General features: G+C 66.5%; 23 protein-coding genes. 6 read left to right on the forward strand and 17 right to left on the reverse strand.

The annotated features are described in order from the left end of the window. Window positions 1-385: 385 nt before the first annotated feature. Complete coding sequence (locus AC58D2_RS00790) at window positions 386-739, reverse strand: ArsR/SmtB family transcription factor (protein ID WP_497386373.1); 354 nt, start codon at window positions 737-739, stop codon at window positions 386-388. A 48-nt stretch (window positions 740-787) separates the two neighbouring features. Here AC58D2_RS00790 and AC58D2_RS00795 point away from each other — a divergent pair, with 48 nt between their 5' ends. Further along, window positions 788-1,273 carry an SRPBCC family protein gene (locus AC58D2_RS00795; protein WP_497386375.1) on the forward strand — a complete coding sequence of 162 codons (486 nt, stop codon included), beginning with the start codon at window positions 788-790 and terminating at the stop codon, window positions 1,271-1,273. Window positions 1,274-1,296: 23 nt separating this feature from the next. On the opposite strand, the gene AC58D2_RS00800 is transcribed toward AC58D2_RS00795, so the two are convergent. From AC58D2_RS00800 to AC58D2_RS00815, 4 genes are all read right to left on the reverse strand, one after another. Then, window positions 1,297-2,070, reverse strand: a complete 774-nt coding sequence (locus AC58D2_RS00800) for an SDR family NAD(P)-dependent oxidoreductase (RefSeq protein ID WP_497386377.1) — start codon at window positions 2,068-2,070, stop codon at window positions 1,297-1,299. Beyond that, entirely contained in the window at window positions 2,067-3,548 is a 1,482-nt protein-coding gene (locus AC58D2_RS00805; RefSeq protein WP_497386379.1) for an AMP nucleosidase, read from the reverse strand. Before AC58D2_RS00805 ends, AC58D2_RS00800 begins: the two co-directional genes overlap by 4 nt. A 246-nt stretch (window positions 3,549-3,794) precedes the next feature. After that, complete coding sequence (locus tag AC58D2_RS00810; protein ID WP_497386381.1) at window positions 3,795-4,274, reverse strand: peroxiredoxin; 480 nt, start codon at window positions 4,272-4,274, stop codon at window positions 3,795-3,797. 107 nt (window positions 4,275-4,381) lie between these two features. Beyond that, a complete protein-coding gene (locus AC58D2_RS00815; RefSeq protein WP_497386383.1) occupies window positions 4,382-5,977 on the reverse strand; it encodes an ABC-F family ATP-binding cassette domain-containing protein in 1,596 nt (531 codons plus the stop codon). 237 nt (window positions 5,978-6,214) lie between these two features. Between AC58D2_RS00815 and AC58D2_RS00820 the strand changes: the two genes are divergently transcribed. From AC58D2_RS00820 to AC58D2_RS00835, 4 genes are all read left to right on the forward strand, one after another. Further along, entirely contained in the window at window positions 6,215-6,592 is a 378-nt protein-coding gene (locus tag AC58D2_RS00820) for a BlaI/MecI/CopY family transcriptional regulator (protein WP_497386385.1), read from the forward strand. After that, window positions 6,589-8,310 carry a M56 family metallopeptidase gene (locus AC58D2_RS00825; protein ID WP_497386387.1) on the forward strand — a complete coding sequence of 574 codons (1,722 nt, stop codon included), beginning with the start codon at window positions 6,589-6,591 and terminating at the stop codon, window positions 8,308-8,310. The genes AC58D2_RS00820 and AC58D2_RS00825 overlap by 4 nt, the downstream gene beginning before the upstream one ends. Window positions 8,311-8,434: 124 nt before the next feature. After that, window positions 8,435-9,178, forward strand: a complete 744-nt coding sequence (locus tag AC58D2_RS00830; RefSeq protein ID WP_497386389.1) for a hypothetical protein — start codon at window positions 8,435-8,437, stop codon at window positions 9,176-9,178. After that, complete coding sequence (locus AC58D2_RS00835; RefSeq protein ID WP_497386391.1) at window positions 9,175-11,268, forward strand: TonB-dependent receptor plug domain-containing protein; 2,094 nt, start codon at window positions 9,175-9,177, stop codon at window positions 11,266-11,268. The genes AC58D2_RS00830 and AC58D2_RS00835 overlap by 4 nt, the downstream gene beginning before the upstream one ends. A 129-nt stretch (window positions 11,269-11,397) precedes the next feature. Here the strand turns inward: AC58D2_RS00835 and AC58D2_RS00840 are convergent, their stop codons facing one another. Beyond that, a complete protein-coding gene (locus tag AC58D2_RS00840; protein ID WP_497386393.1) occupies window positions 11,398-12,432 on the reverse strand; it encodes an adenosine deaminase in 1,035 nt (344 codons plus the stop codon). After that, window positions 12,425-13,003 carry a phosphoribosyltransferase gene (locus AC58D2_RS00845; protein WP_497386395.1) on the reverse strand — a complete coding sequence of 193 codons (579 nt, stop codon included), beginning with the start codon at window positions 13,001-13,003 and terminating at the stop codon, window positions 12,425-12,427. The genes AC58D2_RS00840 and AC58D2_RS00845 overlap by 8 nt, the downstream gene beginning before the upstream one ends. Window positions 13,004-13,215: 212 nt before the next feature. Here AC58D2_RS00845 and AC58D2_RS00850 point away from each other — a divergent pair, with 212 nt between their 5' ends. Further along, window positions 13,216-13,986 (forward strand): FadR/GntR family transcriptional regulator, encoded by a 771-nt coding sequence (locus AC58D2_RS00850; RefSeq protein WP_497386397.1) that lies wholly within the window; start codon window positions 13,216-13,218, stop codon window positions 13,984-13,986. 287 nt (window positions 13,987-14,273) lie between these two features. Here AC58D2_RS00850 and AC58D2_RS00855 read toward each other — a convergent pair whose 3' ends face one another. From AC58D2_RS00855 to AC58D2_RS00900, 10 genes are all read right to left on the reverse strand, one after another. Next, window positions 14,274-17,381: a family 78 glycoside hydrolase catalytic domain gene (locus AC58D2_RS00855; protein WP_497386399.1), complete on the reverse strand. Its 3,108-nt coding sequence runs from the start codon at window positions 17,379-17,381 to the stop codon at window positions 14,274-14,276. An 11-nt stretch (window positions 17,382-17,392) separates the two neighbouring features. Next, window positions 17,393-18,304, reverse strand: a complete 912-nt coding sequence (locus AC58D2_RS00860) for an amidohydrolase family protein (protein WP_497386401.1) — start codon at window positions 18,302-18,304, stop codon at window positions 17,393-17,395. A gap of 1 nt (window position 18,305) precedes the next feature. Then, window positions 18,306-19,046 (reverse strand): SDR family NAD(P)-dependent oxidoreductase, encoded by a 741-nt coding sequence (locus AC58D2_RS00865; RefSeq protein WP_497386403.1) that lies wholly within the window; start codon window positions 19,044-19,046, stop codon window positions 18,306-18,308. Next, window positions 19,034-19,885, reverse strand: coding sequence for a fumarylacetoacetate hydrolase family protein (locus AC58D2_RS00870; RefSeq protein WP_497386405.1), 852 nt, complete (start codon window positions 19,883-19,885; stop codon window positions 19,034-19,036). The genes AC58D2_RS00865 and AC58D2_RS00870 overlap by 13 nt, the downstream gene beginning before the upstream one ends. Window positions 19,886-19,897: 12 nt before the next feature. Continuing rightward, a complete protein-coding gene (gene rhmD, locus AC58D2_RS00875) occupies window positions 19,898-21,121 on the reverse strand; it encodes an L-rhamnonate dehydratase (RefSeq protein ID WP_497386407.1) in 1,224 nt (407 codons plus the stop codon). Continuing rightward, entirely contained in the window at window positions 21,118-22,605 is a 1,488-nt protein-coding gene (locus AC58D2_RS00880; protein WP_497386409.1) for a glycoside hydrolase family 140 protein, read from the reverse strand. Before AC58D2_RS00880 ends, rhmD begins: the two co-directional genes overlap by 4 nt. An 87-nt stretch (window positions 22,606-22,692) precedes the next feature. Further along, window positions 22,693-23,457: an L-rhamnose 1-dehydrogenase Lra1 gene (gene lra1 / locus AC58D2_RS00885; RefSeq protein ID WP_497386411.1), complete on the reverse strand. Its 765-nt coding sequence runs from the start codon at window positions 23,455-23,457 to the stop codon at window positions 22,693-22,695. 19 nt (window positions 23,458-23,476) lie between these two features. Then, window positions 23,477-24,613 (reverse strand): FMN-dependent L-lactate dehydrogenase LldD, encoded by a 1,137-nt coding sequence (lldD, locus tag AC58D2_RS00890; RefSeq protein WP_497386413.1) that lies wholly within the window; start codon window positions 24,611-24,613, stop codon window positions 23,477-23,479. Between the two features lie 7 nt (window positions 24,614-24,620). Beyond that, window positions 24,621-25,604 carry a sugar phosphate isomerase/epimerase family protein gene (locus tag AC58D2_RS00895; protein WP_497386415.1) on the reverse strand — a complete coding sequence of 328 codons (984 nt, stop codon included), beginning with the start codon at window positions 25,602-25,604 and terminating at the stop codon, window positions 24,621-24,623. A 43-nt stretch (window positions 25,605-25,647) separates the two neighbouring features. Then, window positions 25,648-26,427 (reverse strand): DeoR/GlpR family DNA-binding transcription regulator, encoded by a 780-nt coding sequence (locus AC58D2_RS00900; RefSeq protein ID WP_497386417.1) that lies wholly within the window; start codon window positions 26,425-26,427, stop codon window positions 25,648-25,650. Window positions 26,428-26,734 lie beyond the last annotated feature (307 nt).

Below are 26,734 nucleotides of genomic sequence, written 5' to 3' on the forward strand. Positions count from 1 at the left end.
GGCATTCGGCGACCATGCCGCGCCGGCTTCCGCCCGCATGGGCAAACCGGGACGTGACCGCTTTTATCCACCTGTCGAAAGAGCCGAAACGAAGGCTGGCACAGCTGGACAATGTAGGACAGCCTTTTTTGCGAAGGCGGCTTCGAGGTGGAAAGCGGACGTTGCCTATCCGTCATCCCGGCGCAGACCGGATCTCGCCGGTGCGTAAAACCGTTAGGGTGAGATCCCGGCCTTCGCCGGGATGACGTGGGCAAGGGACCACAACCGGCCGATCCCACTCCTTCGTCATCCCGGACTTGATCCGGGATCCATAGCAGCGCCGAAGTCATGGACCCCGGATCGAGTCCGGGGTGACGATATTCTATGTGGGCACAACCGGTCGCTTTCAGTCATCGCCCTTCGCATCCGCTCGGGATACTGCCTCCACCGCCCGCTTGAACCGCGCCAGCCGTGCGCTCGCGGCGGCGGCGTGGGGGCCGATCCAGCGGTCGTGGATGTCCTGAATCGGCATCGCATTCAGATGATTCCAGCGCTCGCGTCCGCGGCGTTCGGCGATCACCAGATCCGCATCTTCCAGCACCTTCAGATGCTGCATCACCGTGCAGCGGTCGAGGTCGGGGAAATGCGCGCACAGCGTGCCCGTCGTCAGCGGCTGATCCTTGAGGTCGTCGAGGATCTGCCGCCGCACCGCGTGCGCGAGCGCCTTGAATATCCGGTCGAAATCGTCGTGGATTGACATGTTGTAAATTTATAACATAATTAGCGGCGACTCAAGCGGAGAGTGAGCATGGAACTGAAATTCAGGGTCGCGGCGCGGATCGCGAAGCCGGTGCGCGAGGTGTTCGAGGCGGTCGCCGACCCCGCGCAACTGTCGGAATATTTCACCACCGGCGGTGCCAAGGGCCGGCTGGAGGCCGGCGCGACGGTGACGTGGGACTTCCACGATTTCCCCGGCGCCTTTCCGGTTCATGTGATCGAGGTGGTGCCCGACGAGCGGATCGTGCTGGAATGGCAGGCGAACGAGGGCGAGGCGCCCAATGTCGAGGGCGGCGCGATGACGGATAGCGATTACCGCACCCGCGTCACCATGACGTTCAAGCCGCTCGACGACGGCCGCCGCACCCTCGTCGAGATCGCCGAAGAAGGCTGGCGCGAAAATCAGAGCGCGCTCGGCGCTTCCTATGGCAATTGCCAGGGCTGGTCGCAGATGCTCTGCGCGCTCAAGGTCTGGCTCGAACACGGCATCCATCTGCGCACGGATATGTATGTATGAGGAAAAATCCTAGGGTCCTGACCCTAGGCGTTGCGCGCCGTCAGCCCGCCGTCGACGGGGATCACCGCGCCGGTGATGTAGCTCGCCGCGGGCAGGACGAGACTCAGCGTCACATGCGCGACCTCTTCGGGCTCGCCATAGCGGCGCAGCGCCGTGCGGCGCCGCGCGAAAACCGCCTTGTCGTCCTCGGGCACCTTGTCGGTCATGCCGGTGCGGATCGGGCCGGGGCAGATGCAGTTGACCGTGATCCCCTCCTTGCCCAGATCGACTGCGAGCCCGCGCGTCAGGCCGGTGACGCCGGTCTTCGCCGCGACATAGGGCGTGTCGCCCGGCGTCGCGCCGAGCCCTTCGGTCGAGGCGATGTTGACGATGCGCGCGGCGTCGCTTTGCCGCAGCCACGGCAGCGCGGCGCGGACCATGCGCTGATGCGCGGTCAGCATCACCGCGATCGCGCGGTGCCAGATCGCTTCATAATCGTCGCCGGCGTCGAGCGGCGCGAAGCTCGACACGCCGGCATTGTTGATCAGAATGTCGATACCGCCGAAATGCGCCGCGATGGCGGCGACGCTGCGCTCGATCGCCTCGCGGTCGGCGACGTCGAGCGCGAAGGCTTTCGCGTTCGGGCCCGCCTCCGCGGCGACGGCCTCGCACGCGGCAAGATCGAGGTCGGTGACGGCGACCTTCGCCCCTTCGGCCGCGAGCAGCAGCGCGGTCGCGCGGCCCATGCCGCTCGCCGCGCCGGTGACGATCGCGACGCGGCCGGCGACGGAGCGCGAAAGGGTGGGCGCTTTGCTCACCGGAAGGGCGGCTCGTTGAACGCGCGCAATTTGCGGCTGTGCAGCTTCGCGCCTTCATCGTGGAGCAGTTCGCAGGTGCGGATGCCGATCTGGAGGTGAGCGGCGATCGCTTCTTCATAGAAGCGGTTGGCCTGCCCCGGCAGCTTGAGTTCGCCGTGGAGCGGCTTGTCCGACACGCAGAGCAGGGTGCCATAGGGCACGCGGAAGCGATAGCCCTGCGCCGCGATCGTCGCCGATTCCATGTCGATGCCGATGCCGCGCGACTGTGAAAAGCGCAGCGCGCTGTCGGTGAAGCGCAGTTCCCAATTGCGGTCGTCGGTGGTGACGACGGTGCCGGTGCGCATCCGTTTCTTGAGGTCGGCGCCGCTCGTCCCCGACACCGCCTCCGCCGCGCTGGCGAGCGCCTGCTGCACCTCGGCGATCGGCGGGATCGGGATTTCGGGCGGCAACACCTGATCGAGGATATGGTCGTCGCGAAGATAGGCGTGCGCCAGAACATAGTCGCCGATCCGCTGGCTGGGGCGCAGCCCGCCGCAGTGGCCGATCATCATCCACGCTTCGGGGCGCAGCACCGCGAGATGGTCGCAGATCGTCTTCGCGTTCGAGGGGCCGACGCCGATGTTGACCAGCGTGATGCCGCTGCCGTTCGGCGCGATGAGGTGATAGGCGGGCATCTGGTGCCGCCGCCACGCACTGTCGGCGACGAGCGCGCTCGCATTGACCCCCGACTTGTCGACGTAAAGCCCGCCCGCGCCGGCGAGTGCGGTATAGCGGCCCTGACCGACCTGCGCGCCCGCCCAGGCGACGAATTCGTCGACATAGCGATGATAGTTGGTGAACAATATATAGCGCTGGAAATGCTCGGGCGCGGTGCCGGTATAGTGGCGCAGCCGCGCGAGGCTGAAATCGGTGCGCAGCGCGTCGAACAGCGCGAGCGGCAGCGGCGCGGTGGGGTCGAGCCCGAACAATCCGTCGGCGAGCTCGTCGCCGATGTCGGCAAGCTCGGTCGTGGGGAAATGGCGCGCAAGGTCGAGCGGGGTGATGCGTCCCATATCCGACCCGTCGCTCGCGTCGAGCACATAGGGGAAGGGGATCTGCTGTCCGGTCCGGGTGACTTCGATCTCGACGTCGTAATGCTGGACGAGCAGGGTCAGCTGGTCGCGCAGATAATTTTCGAAGAGGTCGGGCCGCGTGATCGTGGTGATGAATTCGCCGGCGCGCTCGAAATGGCCGAACGCGAGGTTGTGACCCTGTCCCTCGAGCAGTTCGCCCGACGTGACGAGGCGAAGCGCCGGATAGTCGAACAATCCGGTAGAGGCGGCGTCGGCCGGCGGCAGCGTACCGGCGTGGACATAGGCGGCGATAGCGGCCTTGAGCGCGGCGACCGAAGCCTTGAAACGGCTTTTGAGCTCGTCGAGGATCGCCTCGACGCGGGCGTTGGGATCGGCGATGTCGTTGGGTGTCGATGAGGTCGTCATCGCGGCGCTCTTGCACGAAATTGTGACAAAAGGGAAGGGGGGCAACCAGCCCCTCCCTTTCAGGTGTGGCGGGGAAACTGTCCCCCGGACCGAACATGCCGGGGGCATGATCGACCCTGCGACCGAGTTGGGGCGGGATTCGCGATCTGGCGCAAGGCCCGCCGGCCCACCCCGCTGCGACTAGGTCCGGCTTCGCCGAACCAAGTCTCGCTGCCCCTCCCCTGAAGGGGAGGGGTTTGGGGGTGTTTACAGTTGCTCGAGCATGTGATCGGCGCTCGATACCTTGAACTCGCCGGGGGCCTCGACGTTGAGCTGTTCGACGACGCCGTCGTTCACGACCATCGAGAAACGCTGGCCGCGCTTGCCCATGCCGAACGCCTTGCCGTCCATCGTCAGTCCGACCGCTTCGGCGAAATCGCCGTTGCCGTCGGCGAGCATGGTGATCGCGTCGGCATTCGCGCCCTTGCCCCATGCGCCCATGACGAAGGCGTCGTTGACGGCGGTGCAGGCGATCTCGTCGATCCCCTTGGCCTTCAACGCGTCGGCCTTGTCGACGAAGCCCGGCAGATGCTTGGCCGAGCAGGTCGGGGTGAAGGCTCCGGGAACCGAGAAGAGCGCAACCTTGCGACCCTTGAAATAATCGGCGCTGTTCACTTGCTCCGGTCCGTTTTCGGTGACCTTTACCAGCTTCGCTTCGGGGAGCTTGTCTCCGGCTTTGATCGTCATTGCGGCATCCTTTCGCGTCAGGGGGATTTTAAGAGCGGCAGACATTGGGTCGGGGCGGGGACGAGTCAAGCGCGGGCGTGCTCGCATGTGCATTTATGCGTACCCGATCACGACCGCGCGCCGGTTTCGTCCGGTTCGATGGTTCGCGTCGTTCCGATCGCCCGGAGAAAGGCGCGGTCATGGCTGACGACAAGGAGGGCGCCGTCATGGGCGGCAAGTCCCGTCTCGACCGCGGCCAGCGACTCGATGTCGAGATGATTGGTCGGTTCGTCGAGGATCAGCAGCTGGGGCGGCTGCGGCGCTCCGAGGACGCAGGCCAGCCCGGCACGGAGCATCTGGCCGCCGCTGAGGGTGCCGACGATGCGGTCGGCGGCGTCGGCCCGAAAGCGAAAGCGGGCAAGCGCGGCGCGGCAGGCGTTGTTCGTCGCGCCGGGATTGAGCCGCACGAAATTGTCCGCAATCGACCGGGCGGGGTCGAGGAGCGACACGCGCTGGTCGAACAGGGCGAAGGGCACGGGCGTGCGCACACGGCCCTGCCAGGGCTCCATCGTTCCGGCGACCAGCGCCAGCAGGGTCGATTTGCCCGAGCCATTGGGGCCGGCAAGCGCGACGCGTTCGGGGCCGGTTATCGTCAGCGACAGGTCGCGGATGACCGGGTGGCCCGCGTCATAGCCCGCGGTGACACGATCGACCTCGAGCACGGTGCGCGTGGCGGGCAGGCCGGACGGGGGCAGCGCGACCGCAAGCGGGTCGACGATTTCGATCCTGCCGCGCGCTTCGGCGAGTTTCGCACCCGCATCGACCCGTTGGCGCTCGGCAAGGCGCCCCGCGGCACCACGGCTTTCCTCGGCGCGGTTGCGGCGCGCACCGATCAATATTCTGGGCATATCGCCGCGCGCGCCCTTGCGCCGGCCGCCGGCATCGCGCCGATCCTGTCGCTCGGTCGCAGCCTGCGCCTGACGCTGGACCGCATCGGCGTGCTTCTCCGCGCTGGCGACCTGCCGTTCGGCCGCGGCGCGCTCGATGTCCTTGCGGGCGCGGTAGGCGCTCCAACCACCACCGTAGCGTGCCGCGCCGATACCCGAAAGCTCGACGATCGCGTCCATCGCCTCGAGCAATTCGCGGTCGTGGCTGACGACGATCGCGCCGCCGGACCAGCCTTGCAGCACCTCGGCGACGATCGCCCGTCCCGCGCGGTCGAGATTGTTCGTCGGTTCGTCGAGGAGGAGGAAATCGGGGGCGGCGAGGATCGCCCCGGCGAGAGCCGCGCGCGTGCGCTGGCCCCCCGAAAGCGCGGCGAGGCGCGTATCGGGACCGACCGGCAGCGCGAGTTTCGCCAGCGCCGCCTCGATACGCGACGCGATCGTCCAGTCCGCCGCGGCGAGGTCGTCGGCGGTCGCGGTACCGGCCTCGGCCCTCGCCAGCAGCGCGAGCGCGGCGCGTGCCCCGAACAGGTCGGCCACCGTTTCGTCGGCGCCGACCTGCACCGTCTGTCGCAGCATCGCGACGGTGCCGTCTATCGCGATATGGCCCGACGCCGGCGCGGTCTCGCCGGCCAACAGGCGCAGCAGCGTCGATTTGCCGACGCCGTTGCGCCCGACGATGCCGGTGCGTTCGGCCTGGAATTGAAGATCGAGGTCCGCGAGGACGGGATGGCCGTCAGGCGTGGACCAGTGAAGATGCGAGAGGGTAATCGACGGCATGGACAAGGACTTTCCGGACGGCAAGGCGAGTGGGCGTTGCGATCGCTGTCTTGTCCATGACGGATACTCCGGTTGCCTGGATCGTCGATGTAGGCTGTGCCGGCGGGCGGCACAAGCGCGTTTTTCCAGGCGTTTAGATGGACGGTTCCCGCAGGCTGTATTGGCGCGATAAAACTGCTTGCCATGCGCGCGCTACAAATGTAGCTAGGCTACAAATGTAGCGCATGGAGTGATTCGATGCTGTCCAGTCTGCCGCCGCGGGAACGCGAAATTGTCGATGTCCTGTATGAACGGGGCGCGTCGACCGTCGCCGAAATCGCATCGTCGCTGAGCGACGAATTGTCGGGGTCCGCGATCCGCGCGATGCTCAAACGGCTGGAAGGCAAGGGCTTCGTGTCGCGCGAGGCGTCGGATCGCGGGTTCCTCTATGCCCCGAGCGTCGAGGAAAAGACCGCGAGCAAATCGGCCCTGGGGCAGGTGGTCCGCGTCTTTTTCAACGGATCCGCGACCAGCGCCGCGGCGGCGCTGCTCGGCATGCAGGACAAGATGAGCGACAGGGAACTCGACGATCTCGAAAAGCTGATCGCGCAGGCCCGCGACGGGAGGACGAAATGACGATCACCACCAGCCTGCTTGTCGGGCTCGCCTGGAAGTCGGTGCTGATCGCCGGCATCACGCTGGCGCTGCTGCGGATCGCGCGGTCGCGCTCGGCGGCCGAACGCTCGATGATCGCGCATGTCGGCCTCGCGGCGCTGCTCGCCTTTCCCGCCGCGATGCTGCTGCTTCCCGAATGGGCTCCGCTTCCCGCCGCGTGGACAGCAGAGGCGGCGCCGCTCGCTACGGTGGCGGCCCAGGACGCGAGCGTCGGGGCTCCCGCTTTGACGGGGACCGTGCCGACGGCCGACACCGCCGGGGCGCTGTCCGGCTGGGCCTTTTGGCCGTCGGCGTCCGATCTCGCGCCGTGGATTTACGCATTGCCGCTTGCGCTTCTGTTCCTGACGATGCTCGTCGCGGTCGTGCGGCTGTTCGCGATGCGCGGGCGTGCCGAGGTGCTGGTGCAGCCCTCGTGGCTGTCGGCGCTTGCCGAGGCGCAGCGGCGCATGGGGTTCAAGCATGGCACTGCGCTGCTCGTCAGCGAGGAATTGCGTTCGCCGATCAGCTGGGGCGTGCTGCGCCCGACGATCGTGCTGAGCCCGACCGCCGTCGGTGCGGTGGGGGAGGCCGAGGCCATCATCGCGCACGAACTGGCGCATGTCGCGCGGCTCGACTGGGCCAAGCTGCTCGCGGCGCGGGTGGCCTGCGCGCTGTTCTGGTTCAACCCGCTGGTCTGGATGCTGGCACGCGAAAGCCACCAGCTGCGCGAGGAAGCCGCCGACGACGCGGTGCTGCTCGCGGATATCGACGGTCCCGATTATGCGACGCTGCTTGTCGGCGCGGCACGGCACGACAACCGGGCGACGCTGATCGCGGCACACGGGGTCGCACCGGGGAAGGACAGCCTGAAGCGCCGGATCACCCGCGTCCTCGACGCACGGGCCAAGCGCGGTCCGGCGAGCGCGAGCTGGATGGCGCTGACCCTTGCCTTCCTGGCGGGCGTCACGCTTCCGCTTGCCGCCTTTTCGGCCACGGCATCGCGCCCCCTGGAGACGCTTCACGACGACGGCTCGTCCCCGTTGGCTGTCGTCCGTCCGGCGGTGGTTCATTCGGCCACCGCCGGGTCCCGGCCCGTTGCAGCGGCAGTCAAGGACGATAAATTGCCCGTCGAGACGCTGGTCGGCATGAAAGCGATGGGGGTGACGCCCGACGATGTGCGCGAGATGCGCGAGGGGGGGATGCCGCTTTCCGCCGACGACGCGATCGCCGCCAAGGCGGTCGGAGCCAGCCCGGCCTATCTCAGCAGGATGCGGGCGGTGTTCCCCGGCGCGCAAATGGACGATCTGATCGGCGCGTCGGCCATGGGAATCGATGTCGGCTATGCCCGCGAAATGAAACGCTATTTCCCCGGCCTGACCGTCGAAGATCTGAGCGGATTGCGCGCGGTGGGCGTGACGGGCGACTATGTGCGCCGGATGCGCCGTGAGGGGATCCGGCTCGACGATCCGGACGATGCGATCGCGCATCGCGCGGTCGGCGGGGCGCTCGACATATCGCGCACCGTGTCGCGAGCGGTGAGCACGGCGACGCGCAGCACATCGGCGGCCGTGAGCGCCGGAAAGGATGCGACGATCGAGGTGCGGGGCGCTGACGGATCGGTAACGCGCTATTCGGCCAGTGCCGGTGCCCCGGCCGCCCCGCCGGCGCCCCCGGCCCCGCCCGAAACACCCGAGGATTGATGTCGGCGCGCGCCGACCGGATCGGCGCGCGCCCCCAAAGCTAGCCTGAAGATTGTCTGAAACGCCGCGGAAAACGGCGAGCGATGGCGCTCGTCCGCGATTCTCGGCCCGGAGGAGACGTGCCATGAAAACCCTGATTGTAACCACCGGCCTTGCGATGCTGTCGGCGCTCGTATCCGCCGCGCCCATGCAGCCGATCGGTGCGGCGCCGACGCTGACCGACATTCGCTGGGATATTCTGCCCCCCGATGGCGACGGTGGCGACGAACCGCGCCTGCGCATCCGCAGCGCCGGATCGAACAGCACGCTGGCGCTCGACGGATCGCGCCCCGAGGTCGAGCCCGCGAAACGCGCGCTGTCGGGGGCAGCCGGCGCGGTGGCGTTCCGGATCGCGCATCAAGCGGGCACGCTCGCCTGCACGGGCCGCCTTGCGAGGCGCAACGATGGCGACGGCGAATGCCGCTTTGCGTCCGATGCGACGTTCGAGCGCGCGCTGTCGGAGCGCGGCCTGTCTCCGGACGGGCCGCGCGACCTGCTCGCGATGCTGCTGGTCGATGCGACGACAGACCTTGCCGACGGGCTGACCCGCGCGGGGCTGCGCCCCGACGATAGCGGCGACCTGATCGCGGCCGCGGCGCTGCACGTGACCCCGGCCTATGTCCGCGACCTCAAGCGCGCGCCGATGAAGCTCGACTCGATCGACGACGCGCTGGCCTGTCGCGCGCTCGGCGTCGATCCGGCCTATGTCCGCGAGCTGGCGGCGGCGGGCTATGACGACCTGTCGGCCGAGGATATCGTGGCGATGAAGGCGCTGGGCGTCACCGGCGACTATGCGCGGCGGATGAACGAAGCGGGAGCGCGCCGGTGAGACGCGTTGCCAGCCTGGCCGCCGTCGCGGCGGCGCTGACGATCCAGCCCGCTCTGGCCGATGACACGGGCGCGCCGGGCGACACGCCGGCCGTCGAGGGATCGGTGATGCAGGGGGCGGATGCCCAAGGGCAAATCTATGCCCCCGCCGATTTCGTGCGATATGCGCCGCGCAACGCATATGACATGCTGACGCAGGTTCCGGGCTTTTCGATCCGGGACAATGACGAGGTGCGCGGGTTGGGGCAGGCGACGGGCAATGTGCTGTTCAACGGCACGCGCCCGTCGACCAAGTCCGACGACATCTATACGCTGTTGACGCGCATCCCCGCCGCCAATGTCGAGCGGATCGAGATCGTCGAGGGCGCGGGGCTCGACATTCCCGGCCTGTCAGGTCAGGTCGCCAATCTGGTGTTTCGCGCCGACAGTTTTTCGGGCCAGTTTTCGTGGAAGCCGCAGGCGCGGCCGCATTATACCGACCCCTTGCTGACGCGCGGGGACATCTCGGTGCGCGGGCGCAAGGGCACGGTCGAATATGAGCTGGGGCTCAACAACGACGACAGTTCGCGCAGCGGCGCGGGTGGCCCGACGGTCATCACCAACGGCGCCGGCGAAGTGATCGAACGGCGCAAGGACATCTGGAATACGCATCAGGATTCGCCGAAGCTGTCGGCGCGGCTGACATGGGACCCCAAGGGCGACAGCATCGCGCATCTGGGGGCGCATTATCAGCGCAAATATTATCACTATGACGAGGATGGCTATTGGGTCGCGCCCGGCCTGCCCGACCGGATCCGGACGATCCGCGAGACGCAGGACACGTGGAATTACGAGCTGAGCGGCGACTATCAGTTCGGGCTAGGGCCGGGGAAGCTGAAGCTGATAGGGCTGCGCCGGTTCAGTCACGAACCCTATACGCAGGAAGTGGTGCTCGCCCCGGTCGACGGGTCGGCGGCGGTCGGCGATCGCTTCAGCCAGGTCGGCGACGTCGGCGAGACGATCGGGCGCGGCGAATATCAGTGGCCGATGCTGGGCGGGGACTGGGAAATATCGGGCGAGGCGGCGTTCAACACGCTCGACAACGTCTCGCGTCTCTATTCGCTCGATCCGCTATCGGGCGATTTCGTCGAAGAGCCGTTCCCGGAAGGAAGCGGGGGAGTCAGCGAGGATCGCTATGAGGCGATGCTGAGCTTTGGCCGCAAGCTGACCGACCGGCTGTCGTTCCAGCTTACCGGCGGCGCCGAACATTCGACGCTGACCCAGACCGGCATGAGCGGGCTGGAACGCAGTTTCTTTCGTCCCAAGGGATCGCTGACCCTGTCCTGGACGCCCGAACAGGGGGTCGATCTGTCGCTGAAGATCAAGCGGCGGGTGCGCCAGCTCGACTTCTATGACTTCCTCGCGCGGGCCTTTCTGGGCGACGGGAACAACAATAGCGGCAACAACGAGCTGAGGCCGCAGCAGGAATGGCGGTACGAGTTCGAAGGCAATATGTCGCTCGGCAAATGGGGATCGACCAAGGTCCAGCTCGTATATGTCGATGCCGAGGATTTCGTCGACATCGTGCCGGTGGGCGCGGGCGAGTCGGTCGGCAATATCCCCAAGGCCTGGGCCGCGGCGGCGGTGGTGTCGGCGACGATCAACCTCGATCCAGCCGGGCTGAAGGGCGTACGCATCGATGCGAGCGTCGACCTTGAAACGTCGAGCCTGCGCGATCCGTTTACCGGCCGCAAGCGCCAGTGGAGCGGGTTCCAGGACAGCTATGCCGAGGTTGCGCTGCGTCACGATATTCCCGGCAGCGACTGGGCGTGGGGACTGAATGCGAACTATGCCCATTACCAGCCCAATTACCGCCGCAACGAAACCAATCGAACGTGGGAGGGGCCGGTTTTCGCTTCGGTGTTCGTCGAGAACAAGGATGTGCTGGGGATGACGGTGCGGGCGCAGCTGTCGAACGCGGTCAACGCGCGGTCGCGGCGCGAGCGCACGGTGTATGAAGGCGTGCGCGGGGCGAGCCCGGTGCTGTTCCACGAAAGCCGCGACCGCCTGATCGGCCCGATCTTCGTCTTTTCCGTGCGCGGAAAATTCTAGCGTTTTTCCGGCTCTGATTCCACCAAAGCGGGACAGGCTCCGGGGGCATGTCGGCACCGTACCGCGCAGTGTCGCGGCCGGGTTCTCCGCCCCCGCGCGCGCCTCTGCCCGCGCGGTCACCCGTGCCGGTTAGCCGGCTTTCGCGTAGGCCTCTATCGCGGCGAGGTGTGGCGCCTGGTCGTCGGCATCGAGGAACGAGCCGGTGAAGCTGTTGCGCGCGAGGGTGGCAAGCTCGTCCCGCGACAGGTCGAGCGCGTCGGCGACCGCGTGGTAATTGGCACCGATATAGCCGCCGAAATAGCTGGGGTCGTCGCTGTTTACGGTGGCGTGGAGGCCGGCGTCGAGCATCGCCTTCAAGGGATGGTCGGCGATGTCGCCGACGACGCAGAGCTTGACGTTCGACAGCGGGCAGACGGTCAGGCACATGCCTTCGGCCGCGAGGCGCGCCACGAGCGCGGGGTCTTCGAGGCTGCGGTTGCCGTGGTCGATGCGGTCGACCCGCAACAGGTCGAGGGCTTCGCGGACATAGTCGGGCGGCCCTTCCTCGCCCGCGTGCGCGACGAGTTTGAGCCCGAGGCCGCGGGCGCGGGCGAAGACGCGCGCGAACTTCGACGGCGGGTGACCGACTTCGGAGGAATCGAGCCCGACGCCGTCGATCCGGTGCAGCCACGGCATCGCTTCGTCGAGCGTCGCCTGCGCCTCCGCCTCGCTCAGATGGCGCAGGAAGCAGAGGATGAGCTTCGAGGTGATGCCGTGGCGTTCGCGCGCGTCGTCGAGCGCGCGGGTGATGCCCGCCATCACCGTGTCGAAGGCGACGCCGCGCGCGGTATGCCCCTGCGGATCGAAGAAGATTTCGACATGCCGCACGCTGTCGGCGCGGGCGCGGTCGAGATAGGCGGCGGTGAGGTCGTGGAAATCCTGCTCGGTGTGGAGGACGCTCATCCCCTGATAATAGATGTCGAGAAAATCCTGGAGGTTCGAGAAGGCATAGGCGGCGCGCACCTCTTCGACCGAGGCGAAGGGGATCGCGATGTCGTTGCGGCGCGCGAGGTCGAACATCAGCTCGGGCTCGAGCGAGCCTTCGATATGGAGATGGAGCTCGGCCTTGGGCAGGCCGTCGATAAAGGCGGCGCGCTCGGCGGCGGAGGCGAAGCCCTCAGCCATCGGTGCGTGCCGCCTCTTCGCCGAGGATGATCGCTGCCTCTGGCTTGTGGCGGCGGATTTCGGCTTCGGAGAGCCCGTCGATCTCGTGCGGGAAGATCAGCCAGCGGTCGGTTTCGTGGACGAAATAGTCGGGCGCGAGGTCGGTGACGTTGCGCCCCGGCTTGTACCAGACGGTCGCGATGCGGATGTCGCGCGGCATGTTGTAGCGGCAACGTGCTTTCAGTTCGGCAAGGAACGCACGGATGCTGCGCCCCGAATCGAAGACGTCGTCGATCAGCAGCAGCCGGTCGTCGGGGTTCAGCGTGTCGATCAGATAGCCGAGCGCGAAAACCCGCACCACCGGGTCCTGGCGGTCGATGCCGTGGTAGGAGGAGGTGCGGATCGCGATATGGTCGCAGGGCACGCCATGATAGTCGAGCAGTTCCTGCACCGCGATGCCGACCGGCGCGCCGCCGCGCCAGATGCCGACGAGATGCGTCGGCGCGAAGCCGCTGTCCAGCACCTGCCGCCCGAGCCGCATCGAATCGGCGAGCAGTTCGTTCGCGCTGATGAAGATTTTGTCGTCGGTCATGGGCGAGGTCTAACCCCGCGCGCGGGGGCGGGCAAGGACCGCACGGACGGGCTGGCGCGGACTTCGCCGAAGCCGATATCCAGGGGTCACGTCCGCGACAGTCGTTTACAGGTGTCGAACTCCAAAATAAGGAAGAGGGGTGTCCAGGCGGGCGGCGGCGGGGAGCGCCTGCGTCGTGGCCGTGACGGGTGTTTCGCCGCAGGAAGCCAGATTTGACCGAATTCGGAGATGCAAACAGGGGTGCCGAGCGGAGCGGCTTCGGCCGTTTCGCCGACGGGACGCGATCGAGCCACGATCATGTGGCGCAGGCTTTGGGCAACGAGATCCTGGCGGGCGTGTACCCCGCCGGGTCGAAGCTGCCGCAGGAAGCCGACATATTGAAACGCTTTGGCGTATCGCGGACGGTGCTGCGCGAGGTGTTCAAGACGCTGACCGCCAAGGGGCTGATCGCGGCCAAGCCGCGGGTCGGGACGACCGTGCTCGACAGCTCGCACTGGAATTTCTTCGACGCCGACATTCTGTCCTGGAAGGTGAGCCAGGAGTTCGACCTCGCCTTCATCCGTTCGCTGGCCGAAGTGCGCGTGGCGGTCGAATCGGCCGCAGCGGAGGCGGCCGCCAAGCGCCGCAGCGACGCCGACGTCGCGGCGATGCGCGATGCGTTGGCGCGTATGGATGCGGCGACCAGCGATGCGCGCGCGTTCGCCGAAGCCGACCTTGCGTTCCACGAAGCGGTGGGGCGCGCGTCGGGCAATGCGCTGATGCGATCCTTGTCGGCGGTGATCGAAACCGCGCTCGTTGCGTCGTTCCGGATGAGCTCGCCGGTGAACGAGGTCGAGGCGCATCGCGCCAGCGTTCGCGGCCACGGGCGCATCGTCGATGCGATCGAGGCCGGCGACGGGGACGGCGCAGCCCGGGCGATGAAGGATATCATCGGCCACGGGGTTGGGCGGATCGAAGCCGTGGCGGGTAGAAGGAAAGGTTAGGGGCGCGGCCCCGGGGCAGCCTTAGGGTCAGGACCCATTAATTGCACGTTCGAGGCGTCGAAATGGCGAAGATATCGGGTTCGGGCGGGCGCAGCGGGTAGCATCGCTACCCGCAAGGCCGCGCGGGCCCGAGATCGAAGCCATTTCGGCGTCCCTTCGGGAGTTGACCGATTTTGTCCATTGCGTCGTTGGAAAGGCTTGAAATATCGACATATTCCTTCGCCTTTCCGCCTCGCACTGAACAAAATCGCTTCAAACCTCGATCGTACAATTAATGGGTCCTGACCCTAGATCCTGAAATCATAGCGCCCCGCGCCGACCTCGAAGCGCGGTCCGTCGGGCGTGTGGACAAAGGCGGCGACGTCGGGGTGGCCGGACAGCATCACGCCGCTCTCTTTCCACTCTCCCGGCGGCAGCTCGACGTCCGCGACCGCATTGGCCGGGACGACAAGCGTGAAGCGCGTCAACCCGTCGGCATCGCCCTGCGTGGCGGCTTCGATCCGTCCGACGGGCGAATCGAAGCGGGCGGCGACGCGGCCAACGGCGGGCAGCCACAAGGGACGCGCGGCGATGCGAGCGAATCCCGGCGCGGCCGGAGCGATGCCGGCCAGACGGCGATAGAAGAATCCGACCACCGCCCCAAAGGCGTAATGGTTGTAGCTGTTCATCGCGAGGTCGCCGGTATCCCCGTTCCAGCGCTCCCACATCGTCGTCGCTCCCTGTGCGACCATATAGCCCCAGCTCGGATAGGCGGTCTGCAACAGCAGGCCCGCCACTTCGTCGAACTTGCCGGCATCCGCGAGCACGTCGAGCAGATAGGGGGTGCCGAGGAAGCCGGTCGAGAGCGTCATGCCGCGACGGCGGATGTCGGCGGCCAACATATCGGCGGCATCGGCCCGCAGGGCAGGGGGGACGAGATCCATGTAGAGCGACACGATGTGGCTTGTTTGGCTGCCGTTGCCGCAGCGACCTTCGGCATCGACGAACTCGGCCCGGAAGGCGGTACCGATCGCGGTCCGCAACCGGCGATAGCGGACCGCGTCGTCGTCGCGCCCGGTCGCCGCTGCCATGTCCGCCATCAACGCGGCGGACCACGCCCAATAGGCGGTCGCGCACAGCGCGCGCGGCGTCGTTTCGTCGTCCGGCGCGATGGCATCGACCGACAGCCAGTCGCCGAGATCGAGCCCGCGCTCGTGGCGCCAGACATGGTCGGGGTTTGAGCGTGCGACGAAATCCATCCAGGCTTCCATCGCGGTCCAGTTTTCTTCGATCGCGGCGGTGTCGCCATAGCGTTGCCACAGCTGCCACGGCAGGATGATGCCGGCCTCGCTCCAGCCCGCCGTCACGACGTCCGGAAAGGAGAGCGGTTGGGGAACGACGATCGGATAGGCGCCGTCGGGACGCTGCGCAGCGCGCGCCTCGCGAAGGAAGCGCCGCGTGAAGGGGTCGACTTCCATATTGAACGCCGCGGCGTCGAGAAAGACCTGAATGTCGCCCATCCACCCCATCCGCTCGTCGCGCTGAGGGCAATCGGTGGGCACGGCAAAAAAGTTGCTGCGCTGGCTCCACAGCGCGTTGTTCCAGAACGCTTGCAGCAAGGGCGCATCGGGGAAATCCATGTGGCCGACCTCGCGGCATGCGCTGTGGACGACCACTGCCTCGACGTCGCTGCCGGTCGGGGTGCCCGGCCATCCGGTCACTTCGACATAGCGAAACCCGTGATAGGTGAAATGCGGTTCGAAACTTTCGGGCGCGCCGGTGCCGGCCAGTGTGAACCGGTCGGTCGCTTCGGCGAGACGCAGGTTTGCCAGGTCGGCGGTGCCGTCCGGAGCCAGCAGTTCGGCGAATTTGGCGACGATCGTCGTGCCGGCAGGGCCGCGCGCGCGGATCCGGGCCCAGCCGGACATATTCTGGCCGAAATCGAACACGAAACGACCCGGGGCGGGTTCGGTGACCGACAGCGCGCGGCGGGTGCTTCGTCGCTCGATGGCGGGCGAGGTTTGCGCGACGAGCCGGGTGTCCGGTGACGCGCCCACGCGGGCGCGCGCCCAATCCGCTGCGTCGAAGCCGGGGCGATCCCAGCCCGGGCGCTCGGCGCGCGCGTCATAGGTTTCGCCGTCGTAGATTTCCGATCGGATCACCGCGGACGGCGCGATCGTCCAGTCCGGTCCGGTGGCGACCCATTGCCGGCTGCCGTCGGCATAGTCGAGACGCAACTGGGCGCGAAAGCGGCGGGGTGCGGGGCCAAAGCCGTAGCGTTCGATCCGCCAGCCGAACGGGCTGGCGTACCAGCCGTCGCCGACGAGCGCCGCGAGGCAATTGACGCCCTCGATAAGGTGCGCGGTGACGTCGTAGCATTGATAAAGAATGTGACTTTTCGCGACCGTCATTTCGGGCGCGAGAATGCCGTCGGATACGCGCTCTCCGTTGATCCGCGCCTCATAGGCGCCCAGCGCGGTCGCATAAAGGCGCGCGGCGACAATGGGCTTGTCGGACAAGAATTCGGTGCGCAGCAACATCGCGGGCTCGCTCGGACGCGGGTCACCCTGCGCCCAGGAGGTGCTGGGAACGACTGGGGGCCAGCCGTTCGCATCGAAACCGGGGGCCATCCACCCCTCCGGCGGATCGGGCAAGACCCGGAACGCATCCGCGGTGATCCGGTCGATGCGGCCATCCGCCCGGTGCAGGCGGACAAGCGCCGCGAAGGCCCCGCCGTCGACCGGAAAAAAGCCTTCGGTATCGGCTTCGACGAGCGCGCAAAGACAGTTGCGGCCGGGCACGACCTCGCCGTCGTAGGCGGCGAGCGTTCCCCAGAAGGGAAGCGCGCTGTCCCAGTCGAATGGCCGGTCGAGCGGCGACGGCGCGCCATTGACCCAGACGCCGCGCAGATGATCCTTGCCGGCTATCAGCAGTTCGGCGCGAACAAGGTCGTCGGGCGCGTCGAAATCGAGCCGGAAGGCATGGCGGCGCGGATCGAGCGCCTGTTCGCCCCACATCCACCGAACGCCTGCCGCCCGGTCGCCTGCGGCCAACGCATCTTCGGCTTCGATCCAGTCGCCGCGCCAGTCGTCGGGGGCGAGCAGCCCGGTCTCGAACCACGCCGGACCGGACCGGACCGCGCCGTTGATTTCGACATCCCACCACAGGCGCTGCCCCGACGCGAAGGCAGGGCCATCCCACGCAATGTCGAGCGAGGCGCGAGAGGCGACCGTGCCGCTATCCCACAGCAGGACGCCATCGTTCAGCGCCTGCGCGCTGGCGGCGGCACGGATGCGATAGCTGTGCTGCGCGGCGCCCCGCGTGTCGCTCTCCATCCGCCAGGACAGGCGCGGCCGCGATTCCTCGGTTCCGAGCAAGTCCGGACTATGCTCCGCGCGCAGGTCGACGATACGCATGATCGGGACCCCTATATGTCGAGCCCGAGCCGATAGATGCGGTTCGCGTTGCCAGCGAACAGGGCGTGGCGTTCGTCGGCCGTGAAATCGGCGGTGATCGCATCATAGGCGTCGAAATGCTTATCGAAGCTGCCGAACAATTTGTCGGTCGGGAAGTTGCTCGCGAACATCGTGCGCGCTCCGCCGAACATCTCGATCGCTTCGAGTACATAGGGACGCGCCCGTTCGATAGTCCACGGCCGCCAGGTAAAGCCCATTCCCGATATCTTGACCGCGACGTGGGGCAGCGCCGCGAGCGCCGCCATGCCGCGGCGCCACAGGTCCCAGCCGTCGGGGTCGTCCGGAATCGCCATTCCGGCGTGATCGATGACGACTTGCGTGTCGGGATGCCGCGCGAACAGCGCCGCGAGATGGTCGAACTGACCGGCATAGGCCTGCAAGTCGAAGCTCAGCCCGTGATTTCGGAGCAACGCGAAACCGCGCTCCCAGGCATCGCTGGTGGTAACGTCGTCGGGAGCATAGCTGCGCGCCGGGTCGGGATGCCAGTTGACGATGTGACGGATGCCGCGAACGCGCGCATGCTCGGCATGACGGCCGAGGAGCGTCCCGACGCCCGGGTCGTCGAGCGCGGCGAAGGCGACGATTCCGCTCGGCAGGCCGCGATCGTCCGCCATCGCCTGAAGCCATTCGGTTTCCCTGAGCGCATCGTCGGGGTGGGCGCCGGCGTCGATATGCACGATCCCGCGGACATCCCATCGGTTCGCATCGGCAAGATAGGCGTCGAGCAGATAGTCGGCGGCGATCGGTTCGACGCTGCCGTTGGGATTGTCGCTGTCGAAGGGCGGTGTCAGCCACGGGTAGCGGATGTGCGACAGATCCCACAGATGGACGTGCGGATCGACGAGGGGAGGGCGGATGGCCATGTCAATAGGTCGCCCGGCCGCCCGACGTGTCGAATACCGCGCCGGTCGAGAAGCTCGCGTCCTCGCTGGCGAGGAAACAGATCATCGCCGCATTTTCGTCCACCGTGCCAAAGCGCCCCATCGGGATCTTCGACAGCATGAAATCGATATGCGCCTGCGTCATCTGGTCGAAAATGGCGGTGCGGACCGCCGCCGGGGTGACGGCATTGACGGTGATATTGTCCTTCGCCAGCTCTTTTCCGAGCGACTTCGTCAGCCCGATCACGGCCGCCTTCGATGTCGAATAGGCCGAGGCATTGGGGTTGCCCTCCTTGCCGGCGACCGAAGCGATGTTGACGATCCGGCCATAGCCGTTCGCCTTCATATGCGGGATCGCCGCCTTGTTGCAGAAGAAGGTGCCGTCGAGGTTGATCGCCATGACCTGGCGCCAGGCGTCGGACGGATAATGTTCGAGCGTTTCGTTCGGTCCGGTGATCCCCGCCGATACGACCAATATGTCGAGCCGGCCGAGCCTGGCGACGACATCCGCCGCCGCTTTCGTGACCGCCGCTTCGTCCGACTGGTCGACGCGCGCGCTGTGCGCTGCGAACCCGCAATCAGCAAGCGCGGCTTCGGAAACGTCCCACACGCTGACCTTTGCGCCTTCGGCGGCCAGCCGCTCGGCGGCGGCGCGGCCGATGCCTGCGGCGCCGCCGGTGACGACCGCGACGCGGTCCGCAAAGCGCCCCTTCACGCCCGCCATGCCACGAAATCCTGACGCTGCTGCCCCAGCTTTTCGATGCCGAGTTCGACGACATCGCCGGCCCTCAGATACCAGGGTTCGGGCTTTTGGCCGAGGCCGACTCCCGGCGGGGTGCCGGTGGTGATGATGTCGCCGGGTTCAAGGGTCATGAACTGCGACACATAGGCCACGATCTGGGCCACGGTGAAGATCATCGTGCCGGTGCTGCCGTCCTGCACGCGCTTGCCATTGACCGACAGCCACATCGCCAGCTTTTGGGGGTCGCCGACTTCGTCCGCGGTGACGAGCCAGGGGCCGACAGGTCCGAAGGTGGGAAAGCCCTTGCCCTTGTCCCAGGTCATCCCGCGCTCCTGCTGCCAGTGGCGTTCGGATACGTCGTTGACGACGCAATAGCCCGCGACATGGTCGAGGGCATCGGCTTCGGCAACATAGGAGGCACGGGTGCCGATGACGACGCCCAGTTCGACCTCCCAGTCGGTTTTTTCGGAATCCCTGGGGATCGTCACGGGATCGTTCGGTCCCTGGATGCAACCGACCCACTTGTTGAAGACGACCGGCTCTTCGGGGATCGGCAAGTTCGATTCGGCGGCATGATCGGCGTAGTTGAGGCCGATCGCAACGAAATGGCGGGTCCCGGCGACACAGGCGCCATAGCGCACGTCGCCTTCGACGAGTGGCAGCGAGGCGGGGTCGAGCGCGGCGAGCTTCGCAAGGCCGTCCTTGCCGATCGCTGCGGGGTCGATGTCGGCGACATGGGCGCCAAGATCGCGGATACGCCCTTCGGCGTCGATCAGGCCCGGCTTTTCGGCGCCGGGGGCGCCATAGCGACAGAGTTTCATATCGGTCTTTCCTCAGTTCGAATAGGGACGGTGAAGGGCGATGTCGCGATTGAGCTCGACGCCGAAACCCGGCTTGTCGAGCGCGGTCGCGCGGATGCGGCCCCGCTCGGGAACCGGTTCGCCAAGCAACTGGGGGGCGAACATCGGCACCACTTCGCTGGGTCCGGGGTGCATCATCAGAAATTCCGCGAACGGCGAATTGTGACGGGTAATCACGAAATGATAGCTGTACACCGAAGACCCGTGGGGTACCATCAGGACGCCCTTGCTGTCGGCATAGTTGGCGATCTTGATCAGTTCGGTCACGCCTCCGCACCAGCCGACGTCTGGCTGGACGATGTCGCAGCATTCCATGTCCATCAGCATGCGAAAGCCCCAGCGCGTCGCCTCGTGCTCGCCGGTCGTGACGAGCAGCCCTTTGGGCGCCTGCTTCCTGAGTGCAGCATATCCCCAATAATCGTCGGGCGACAGCGCCTCCTCGATCCATTTGAGACCGCACTCGTCCCACGCGCGATGGGCAAGGCGCGTCGCATAATCGAGGTCGAGGCTCATCCAGCAATCGTACATCAGCCAGAAATCGTCCCCGCATTTCGCCCGCATGTCGGCCAGCAGCGCGATATTTTTCTCCAGCCCTTCCAGCCCCTCGGCCGGACCGTGGTGGAGCGGCAGTTTGCCGCCGATAAATCCCATTTCCTTCGCAAGATCGGGGCGCGCTCCGGTCGCATAAAACTGAAGTTCGTCGCGCACCGCGCCGCCGAGCATATGATAGACGGGCTCGCCGCGCAGCTTGCCGAGAAGGTCCCAAAGCGCGAGGTCGACGCCCGAGATCGCATTCACGACCAGCCCCTTGCGGCCATAATAGAGGGTCGAGAAATACATCTGGTCCCAGATTTTCTCTACCTCGGTCGGGTTGCGCCCGACCAGGAAGCGCGACAGGTGCCGTTCGACGATGAAGCAGGCGGGCTCGCCCCCCGTGGTCACCGCAAAGCCGATGGTCCCGTCCTCGGCTTCGATCTCCACCACCAACGTGCCGAGCACGTTGATCCCGAAGCTCTGCCGCGACGCGCGATATTCGGGATAGCGGCTCATCGGCGTCGCGATATGGTCGTCGATCCAGTGGCCCTCGCCCTGGTCGTGATAGTCGGCGCCGCCGCCGCGCAGGGTAAAAGCGCGGACGTGACGGATTTTCGGCAGGCCGCGGGTCGCGGCGATGTCGATGGAAGGCTGTTGGTTCACGAACTGGTTCCTGTTGTGCCCGGGGCGGGAAAGGCGGCGGCCGCATCGTCGAGCACGAGGGCCCAATCATTGCCCGGCGCGGTCTCGCCCGGTGGGTCGAAGCGGCGTGTGCCGCGATTGGCGAAGCTACCGATCGGTGTCACCGTGCCGTTGCGCGGAGAATACCAGGCGGCGCGAACCGTTCGCCCCGCGATGATCCCAAGCCGCATCGTGAACGGGCGGCCGGTGTAGCTGTAGGCAAAGGCGTAGCGGTCGCCGCGGCTGGCGAGAATGCGGTCGTGGCGCGGAGCGTTGTCGAGGATCATCGCCTGATCGGGCACGCGGCCGGTCATCGGGCGCGATTCGACGAGTGCTTTCAGATGGCGCATCTGGTCCGCCCCCGGTGCGCCAGGCGCCTCCAGCGCCTCATACCAGGGGAGGACAGGCTCGAAATTGGCGGTGTCGGCGCCCGGCAGATACATTTGCATCACATGGTTTTCGCCATAGGTGTGCCCGAAGGCGCCCGCCATCACCGCCCACCATGCGTAGCGACGCACGTCGGCGGCCTGCCATCGCGGGGCGCCGGCGGGTTCGTGCAGGCCATGCGGAATATTCTCGTAGCTCGGCTCGCCGTCGAGCACCGGCTTGGCGGGAGAGCGCGCCCAGGCCTCGGCGACGTAGCGCCAATTGTCCTCGCCGATCGCGTTCGGCCCTTCCTGATCATAGGCGCGATGTCCCGACTGGAACATGTTGAAATCGAGCCACGGCGCCTGATGCCACTGCCACAGCGACGATGTGCGGCCGATCGGATGAAAGGTCATCAACTGCTGGGGCGCGATGGCCTTTATGGTGGTCCCCAGCGCATCCCAGACCGCCGTGCGCGATTCGGATCGCGTGTCGCCGCCGTTGAGCCAGACGACATTCGTCCGTTTGCCATAGCGTTCGGCGAGGAAGCGTCCATAGACCGCGGCGTTGGCTTCGGTGAGCTGGCGGTCGGTGGCAAGATCGCCCCATGCCGGAACCATCGCGACATAGATGCCGTGAGCGGCGGCGCGATCGACCATCCAGTCGACATGATCCCAATAATCGTATTCGCCGGGCTTTGCAGGATCCCGCCCGGCGGTCGTGCGCGGCCGCGCGGGGTCGCCGTCGACAAGCGCAGGCGCGCCGTAACGGCTCGTCATCTGCGGCGTGTGCAGCAGCATCACCTGGACGACGTTGAAGCCCTGTCGCTCGCGCACGGTCAGATAATGTTCGGTTTCGTCGCGGTCGAGGCGGCTCAGCAACAGCCAAGCGGTATCGCCGAGCCAGAACCAGGGTTTGCCCCCTGCCTCGAGGTAGCGGTGGTTCGCCGAGACCGAAAGCTGCGGAAGGGGCGTAGCGGCCGCGCACGCCGGCTTCCCAATGGCGCAGGCCGCGAACGCCGCCAATATCGTCGCAAGTCGCCTTTTCACAACATCCTCTCGCCCCGCCCGGACGTGGGCGTCGTCGCGCCGGGTCGCCACCGCAGACTCGCGGCGGCTGCGCCATTGCGATTATAAATATAATAATACTATTTGGTCAAGCCGCGACAGGGGCGCTTTGCGCGCCGCCTATTGCAGGTTCACATACATGCCGCCGTCGACGAGCAGCGCGGCACCGGTGACATAGGCGGCCATGTCGGAGGCCAGGAATATGATGGGCCCGACCATATCCTCAGGCTGTCCCAGGCGTCCGAGCGGGGTGCGCGATTCCATGTAGCGACGCTTGTCCTCGTCGGCGAGATCGTCCTTGTTGATCTCTGTCAGGATCGTGCCTGGCAGCACGCTGTTGCACCGGATGCCGTGGCGCCCGAGCGCAATGGCGGCCGACTGCATCAGCGAATGGACCCCGGCCTTGGTCGGCGTGTAGTGCGTCTGATATTCGCCGCCGACGAGGGCCGATATCGACGATACCGCAACGATCGCGCCGCCGTCGCCTTGCGCCACCATCTGCCGCGCGGCGGCCTGGCACATATAATAGGCGCCGTGCATATTGACGCGCTGGGTTCGCTCGAACGTCTCGGCCGGCATATCGAGAAACGAATGAAAGGGACAGATGCCCGCGTTGGACACCATCACGTCGATCCGGCCGAAGGCGTCGAGCGCGCGCGCAACGAAAGTCTGCGCGGTTTCGGGCAGCGCGACGTCGCCCTTGACCGCGATCGCCCGGCCCCCTGCGGCCTCGATGGCCGCGACGCAGCTTTCGGCGGCGGCATCGCTCGAGGCATAGTTGATGGCGACCCGGGCACCGTGCCGTGCCGCGCCGATCGCGGCAGCGCGGCCGATGCCGGTCGAGCCGCCGGTCACCAGCACCGTTTTTCCTTCCAATAGTTTCATGGCGCTTTCCTGTTCCAGATCATGGCGTTTCGGCAAGGATCGACCGGTCGATCGCCTCAATCCGGTTCACGCCGGTCAGTGTCATCGCGACGGTCATTTCCCTTGCGATCAGTTCGAGCAGCTTCGCGACGCCGGCTTCTCCCTGTGCGGCCAGCGCGTAAATCCACGCGCGACCCAGCAGGACGCCCTTCGCGCCGAGCGCCAGCATCCGAACGACGTCCAGCCCGCTGCGTACGCCGCCGTCGGCGAGGATCGTGAGCGCGTCGCCGACCGCATCGGCGATCGGCGGCAAGGCCCGGGCACTCGACAGGACGCCGTCGAGCTGGCGACCGCCGTGGTTCGATACCACGATGCCATCGGCGCCGATGGCCGCCGCCTCGCGCGCGTCCTCGGGATCCAATATGCCCTTGATGATCAGCGGACCGTTCCATTCTGCCCGGATCCAGTCGAGATCCTTCCACTGGATCGACGGATCGAAATTGGCGCCCAGCCAACCCATATAGTCGTTGAGTCCGCTATCCTTGCCGAGTACCGGCAGCAGGTTGCCCAGCATGTGCGGCCTGCCGCGCAACCCGACGTCCCACGCCCAGCCGGGCTTTCCCATCGCCTGCAAAAGCCGCCGCAGCGGTCCGCGCGGCCCCGACATGCCCGAATGGGCATCGCGATAGCGTGCGCCGGGAACCGGCATGTCGACGGTGAAGACCAGCGCTTCGGCCCCGGCCGCCTTTGCACGCGCGATCAGGTCCTTCATGAACGACCGGTCGCGGATGACGTACAGCTGGAACCAGAAGGGGTCGGCCGCGCGGGCGACGTCTTCGATCGAACAGATCGACACGGTGGACAGGCAGGTCGGGATGCCCGCCGCCGCGGCTGCCCGCGCCGCCTGCAACTCGCCGCGCCGGGCATACATGCCGCCGATCCCGACCGGGCCGATCGCGACGGGCAGGGTGAGCTTGCGCCCGAACAGCCTGGTCGACAGGTCGATGCTCGCCACATCCTTCAGCACGCGCTGGCGCAGCGCGATGCCGGCAAGATCGCCGACGTTGCGGCGCAGCGTCTCCTCTGCATTCGCGCCGCCATCGGCATAGTCGAACAGGAAGCGCGGCACGCGCCGCCGCGCCGCTTCCCGAAAATCATTCGCCGACGAAATGATCATCGCCGGCTCAGTAGGATGTGAAGAGCGCGCGGCGCGCAAGGTCGAGCGCGGCAACGGCATCGTGCCGCTCCTGCGCCGCCTGCATCGCTTCGAAATCTAGTTTGTCGAGCGCACGGTCGATCGCCTTGAGGAAGCCGATCGCCGAATTGGCCGCGGCGACGCTGTCTTCGCGGAAGGGGAATTGGTCGAGCTGCCACACGCCTTCCCAGCCATTCTTGCGCAGCGTGTAGAAAAATTCGAACAGCTCGATCGGGTGCACCGACCCCGCGATCAGGTCGTCGTCCCAACTGCGGAAATTGTCGTTCACGTCCATGCCGAAAAGCCGGCCGTGATCGATCGCGAGCTGGGCCGCATCGGCGGGCGATTCCCCGCCGTAAAGCGAGTGGCCGAAATCGAGCAGGACGCCGACATTGGGAAGCCCCATCCTCTCGATCCCCAGCAGGGTGCGGGCAACGCTGTCGTAGCTCATGTGGACGCGCGGTTCGCGCGGCTTGTACTCGATGACGAACTTCAGGTCGGGGTTCTGGCTCGCCAGGTCCCCGATACCGTCGATGCTGCGTTGCCACAGCGTCTTGTGATCGACCTGAAAGGGATAGTCCCAGCCATCCTGCCCCGGCCACAATTTGACATAGTCGGCGCCGAAGTGGCGCACGACATTCGCGGCGTCGTTGACCATCTCGTTGGCCAGGCGGCGGATGCCCGGATCGGGATTGGTGAACGCCCCCTTCGCGAACTGCCGCGTGTAGATTTCGGGCGTGATGCCGATCACCGACAAGCTGTTGCGGTCGAGCGCGGCGCCGACCTCGTCCAGCGAAAGGCCGGGATCGACGAACGGATAGTTGATGTCGACCACCGACAGGTCATCCACCTGTCCCGCGAGGTCGATCATCTCGATCAGCGAGCGTGGCGGTCCGTAGCCGTCCGTGGCGTAGCGGTCGACATAGGTTGCGAAGTGCCAGATGCCGGCTCCGAATTTCAATTTGCTGGTCACGCTTCGATCCTCATCCTTGGGGGTATGGCTGCTGCCGGGGCGGTCAGGCGACGACGACTTCGACGCCGGCGCCTTCGATCGCCGCACGATCGGCGTCGCCGATCCGGTCGTCGGTGATCAGCGTGCCCACGAGATCGAGCCCGCCGAGCGCGGTGAAGGACCGCAGGCCGATCTTGCTGGCGTCCGCGACGAGATAGACATGGTCGGCAGCCTCGATCATCGCGCGCTTCACCGCGATGTCGGACAGCGCCGGGTAGGTCAGTCCGGCGTCGACATCGATCGCCGCGGTGGCGAGAAAGAGCTTCTTGGCGAAAAGCCCCTCGAAATAGGCGGCCGACCGGTCGCCGCTGAGCGACAGCGTCGGCGCCTTGAAATGTCCGCCGGGCATGTGGATGTCGAAACCCGGCTCGGCGCCCAGCATCAGTGCGATATTCAGGGCATTGGTGATGACGGTCATGTCCCGGCGCCCGCCGAGGCCGGCGGCCACTTCGGTGGTGGTCGATCCCGAATCGAGGATGATCGTTTCGCCGTCGGATACCAGCGCCGCGGCCGCGCGGCCGATCCGCCGCTTCTCGTCCATATTTTCGTGATGCTGGAGCGCGAGGGCCCGGACCTGCTGGGTCACCGATTTCAGGAACGCTCCGCCATGTTCGCGGACGATATGGCCGTCGGCCTCCAGCTTTTCCAGATCCTGCCGCACGGTGACTTCGGACACGTCGAACGCGTCGGCCAGCGCGCGGACGCGGGCGCTTCCCTCCTCGCGGAGCCATGCCAGTATCCTGGCGCGGCGAACTTCGCCGAGCAGGCGTGCGGGAGCGGTCATGCGTCGAAAGGCATAGGCAGCGGGCGACGGGGGCACGGGCCGCATGCGCGCGATTCGACGGCTTTGTTCATTCAGGCTCTCCCCTTGTTCGCTTGTTTTCGATTTGAGGCAGGAATCTATAAAAACGAAAATGATCGAAATACAAGCGCCATTCGAGATATAATAATACTATTCCTTGCGCCCGCTTTCAACATCCGTTATCGGGCAGGCGAGGAGAGCATGATGTCCGGAGTCGTTCGCGCGCCCGATGAGGCGCGGAAATCAACAGAATTACGTCGTTTCGAGCATGTTCGCGAGCGAGCGAACT

It is taken from the genome of Sphingopyxis sp. CR5 (genome assembly GCF_059693785.1).

Bases quoted from the DNA above. Each gene is read 5' to 3' on its own strand.
- AC58D2_RS00790 (WP_497386373.1), bottom strand. From the start codon at position 739: ATGTCAATCCACGACGATTTCGACCGGATATTCAAGGCGCTCGCGCAC.
- AC58D2_RS00795 (WP_497386375.1), top strand. From the start codon at position 788: ATGGAACTGAAATTCAGGGTCGCGGCGCGGATCGCGAAGCCGGTGCGC.
- AC58D2_RS00805 (WP_497386379.1), bottom strand. From the start codon at position 3,548: ATGACGACCTCATCGACACCCAACGACATCGCCGATCCCAACGCCCGC.
- AC58D2_RS00810 (WP_497386381.1), bottom strand. From the start codon at position 4,274: ATGACGATCAAAGCCGGAGACAAGCTCCCCGAAGCGAAGCTGGTAAAG.
- AC58D2_RS00815 (WP_497386383.1), bottom strand. From the start codon at position 5,977: ATGCCGTCGATTACCCTCTCGCATCTTCACTGGTCCACGCCTGACGGC.
- AC58D2_RS00820 (WP_497386385.1), top strand. From the start codon at position 6,215: ATGCTGTCCAGTCTGCCGCCGCGGGAACGCGAAATTGTCGATGTCCTG.
- AC58D2_RS00825 (WP_497386387.1), top strand. From the start codon at position 6,589: ATGACGATCACCACCAGCCTGCTTGTCGGGCTCGCCTGGAAGTCGGTG.
- AC58D2_RS00830 (WP_497386389.1), top strand. From the start codon at position 8,435: ATGAAAACCCTGATTGTAACCACCGGCCTTGCGATGCTGTCGGCGCTC.
- AC58D2_RS00840 (WP_497386393.1), bottom strand. From the start codon at position 12,432: ATGGCTGAGGGCTTCGCCTCCGCCGCCGAGCGCGCCGCCTTTATCGAC.
- AC58D2_RS00845 (WP_497386395.1), bottom strand. From the start codon at position 13,003: ATGACCGACGACAAAATCTTCATCAGCGCGAACGAACTGCTCGCCGAT.
- AC58D2_RS00855 (WP_497386399.1), bottom strand. From the start codon at position 17,381: ATGCGTATCGTCGACCTGCGCGCGGAGCATAGTCCGGACTTGCTCGGA.
- AC58D2_RS00860 (WP_497386401.1), bottom strand. From the start codon at position 18,304: ATGGCCATCCGCCCTCCCCTCGTCGATCCGCACGTCCATCTGTGGGAT.
- AC58D2_RS00865 (WP_497386403.1), bottom strand. From the start codon at position 19,046: ATGGCGGGCGTGAAGGGGCGCTTTGCGGACCGCGTCGCGGTCGTCACC.
- AC58D2_RS00870 (WP_497386405.1), bottom strand. From the start codon at position 19,885: ATGAAACTCTGTCGCTATGGCGCCCCCGGCGCCGAAAAGCCGGGCCTG.
- lra1 (WP_497386411.1), bottom strand. From the start codon at position 23,457: ATGAAACTATTGGAAGGAAAAACGGTGCTGGTGACCGGCGGCTCGACC.
- lldD (WP_497386413.1), bottom strand. From the start codon at position 24,613: ATGATCATTTCGTCGGCGAATGATTTTCGGGAAGCGGCGCGGCGGCGC.
- AC58D2_RS00900 (WP_497386417.1), bottom strand. From the start codon at position 26,427: ATGACCGCTCCCGCACGCCTGCTCGGCGAAGTTCGCCGCGCCAGGATA.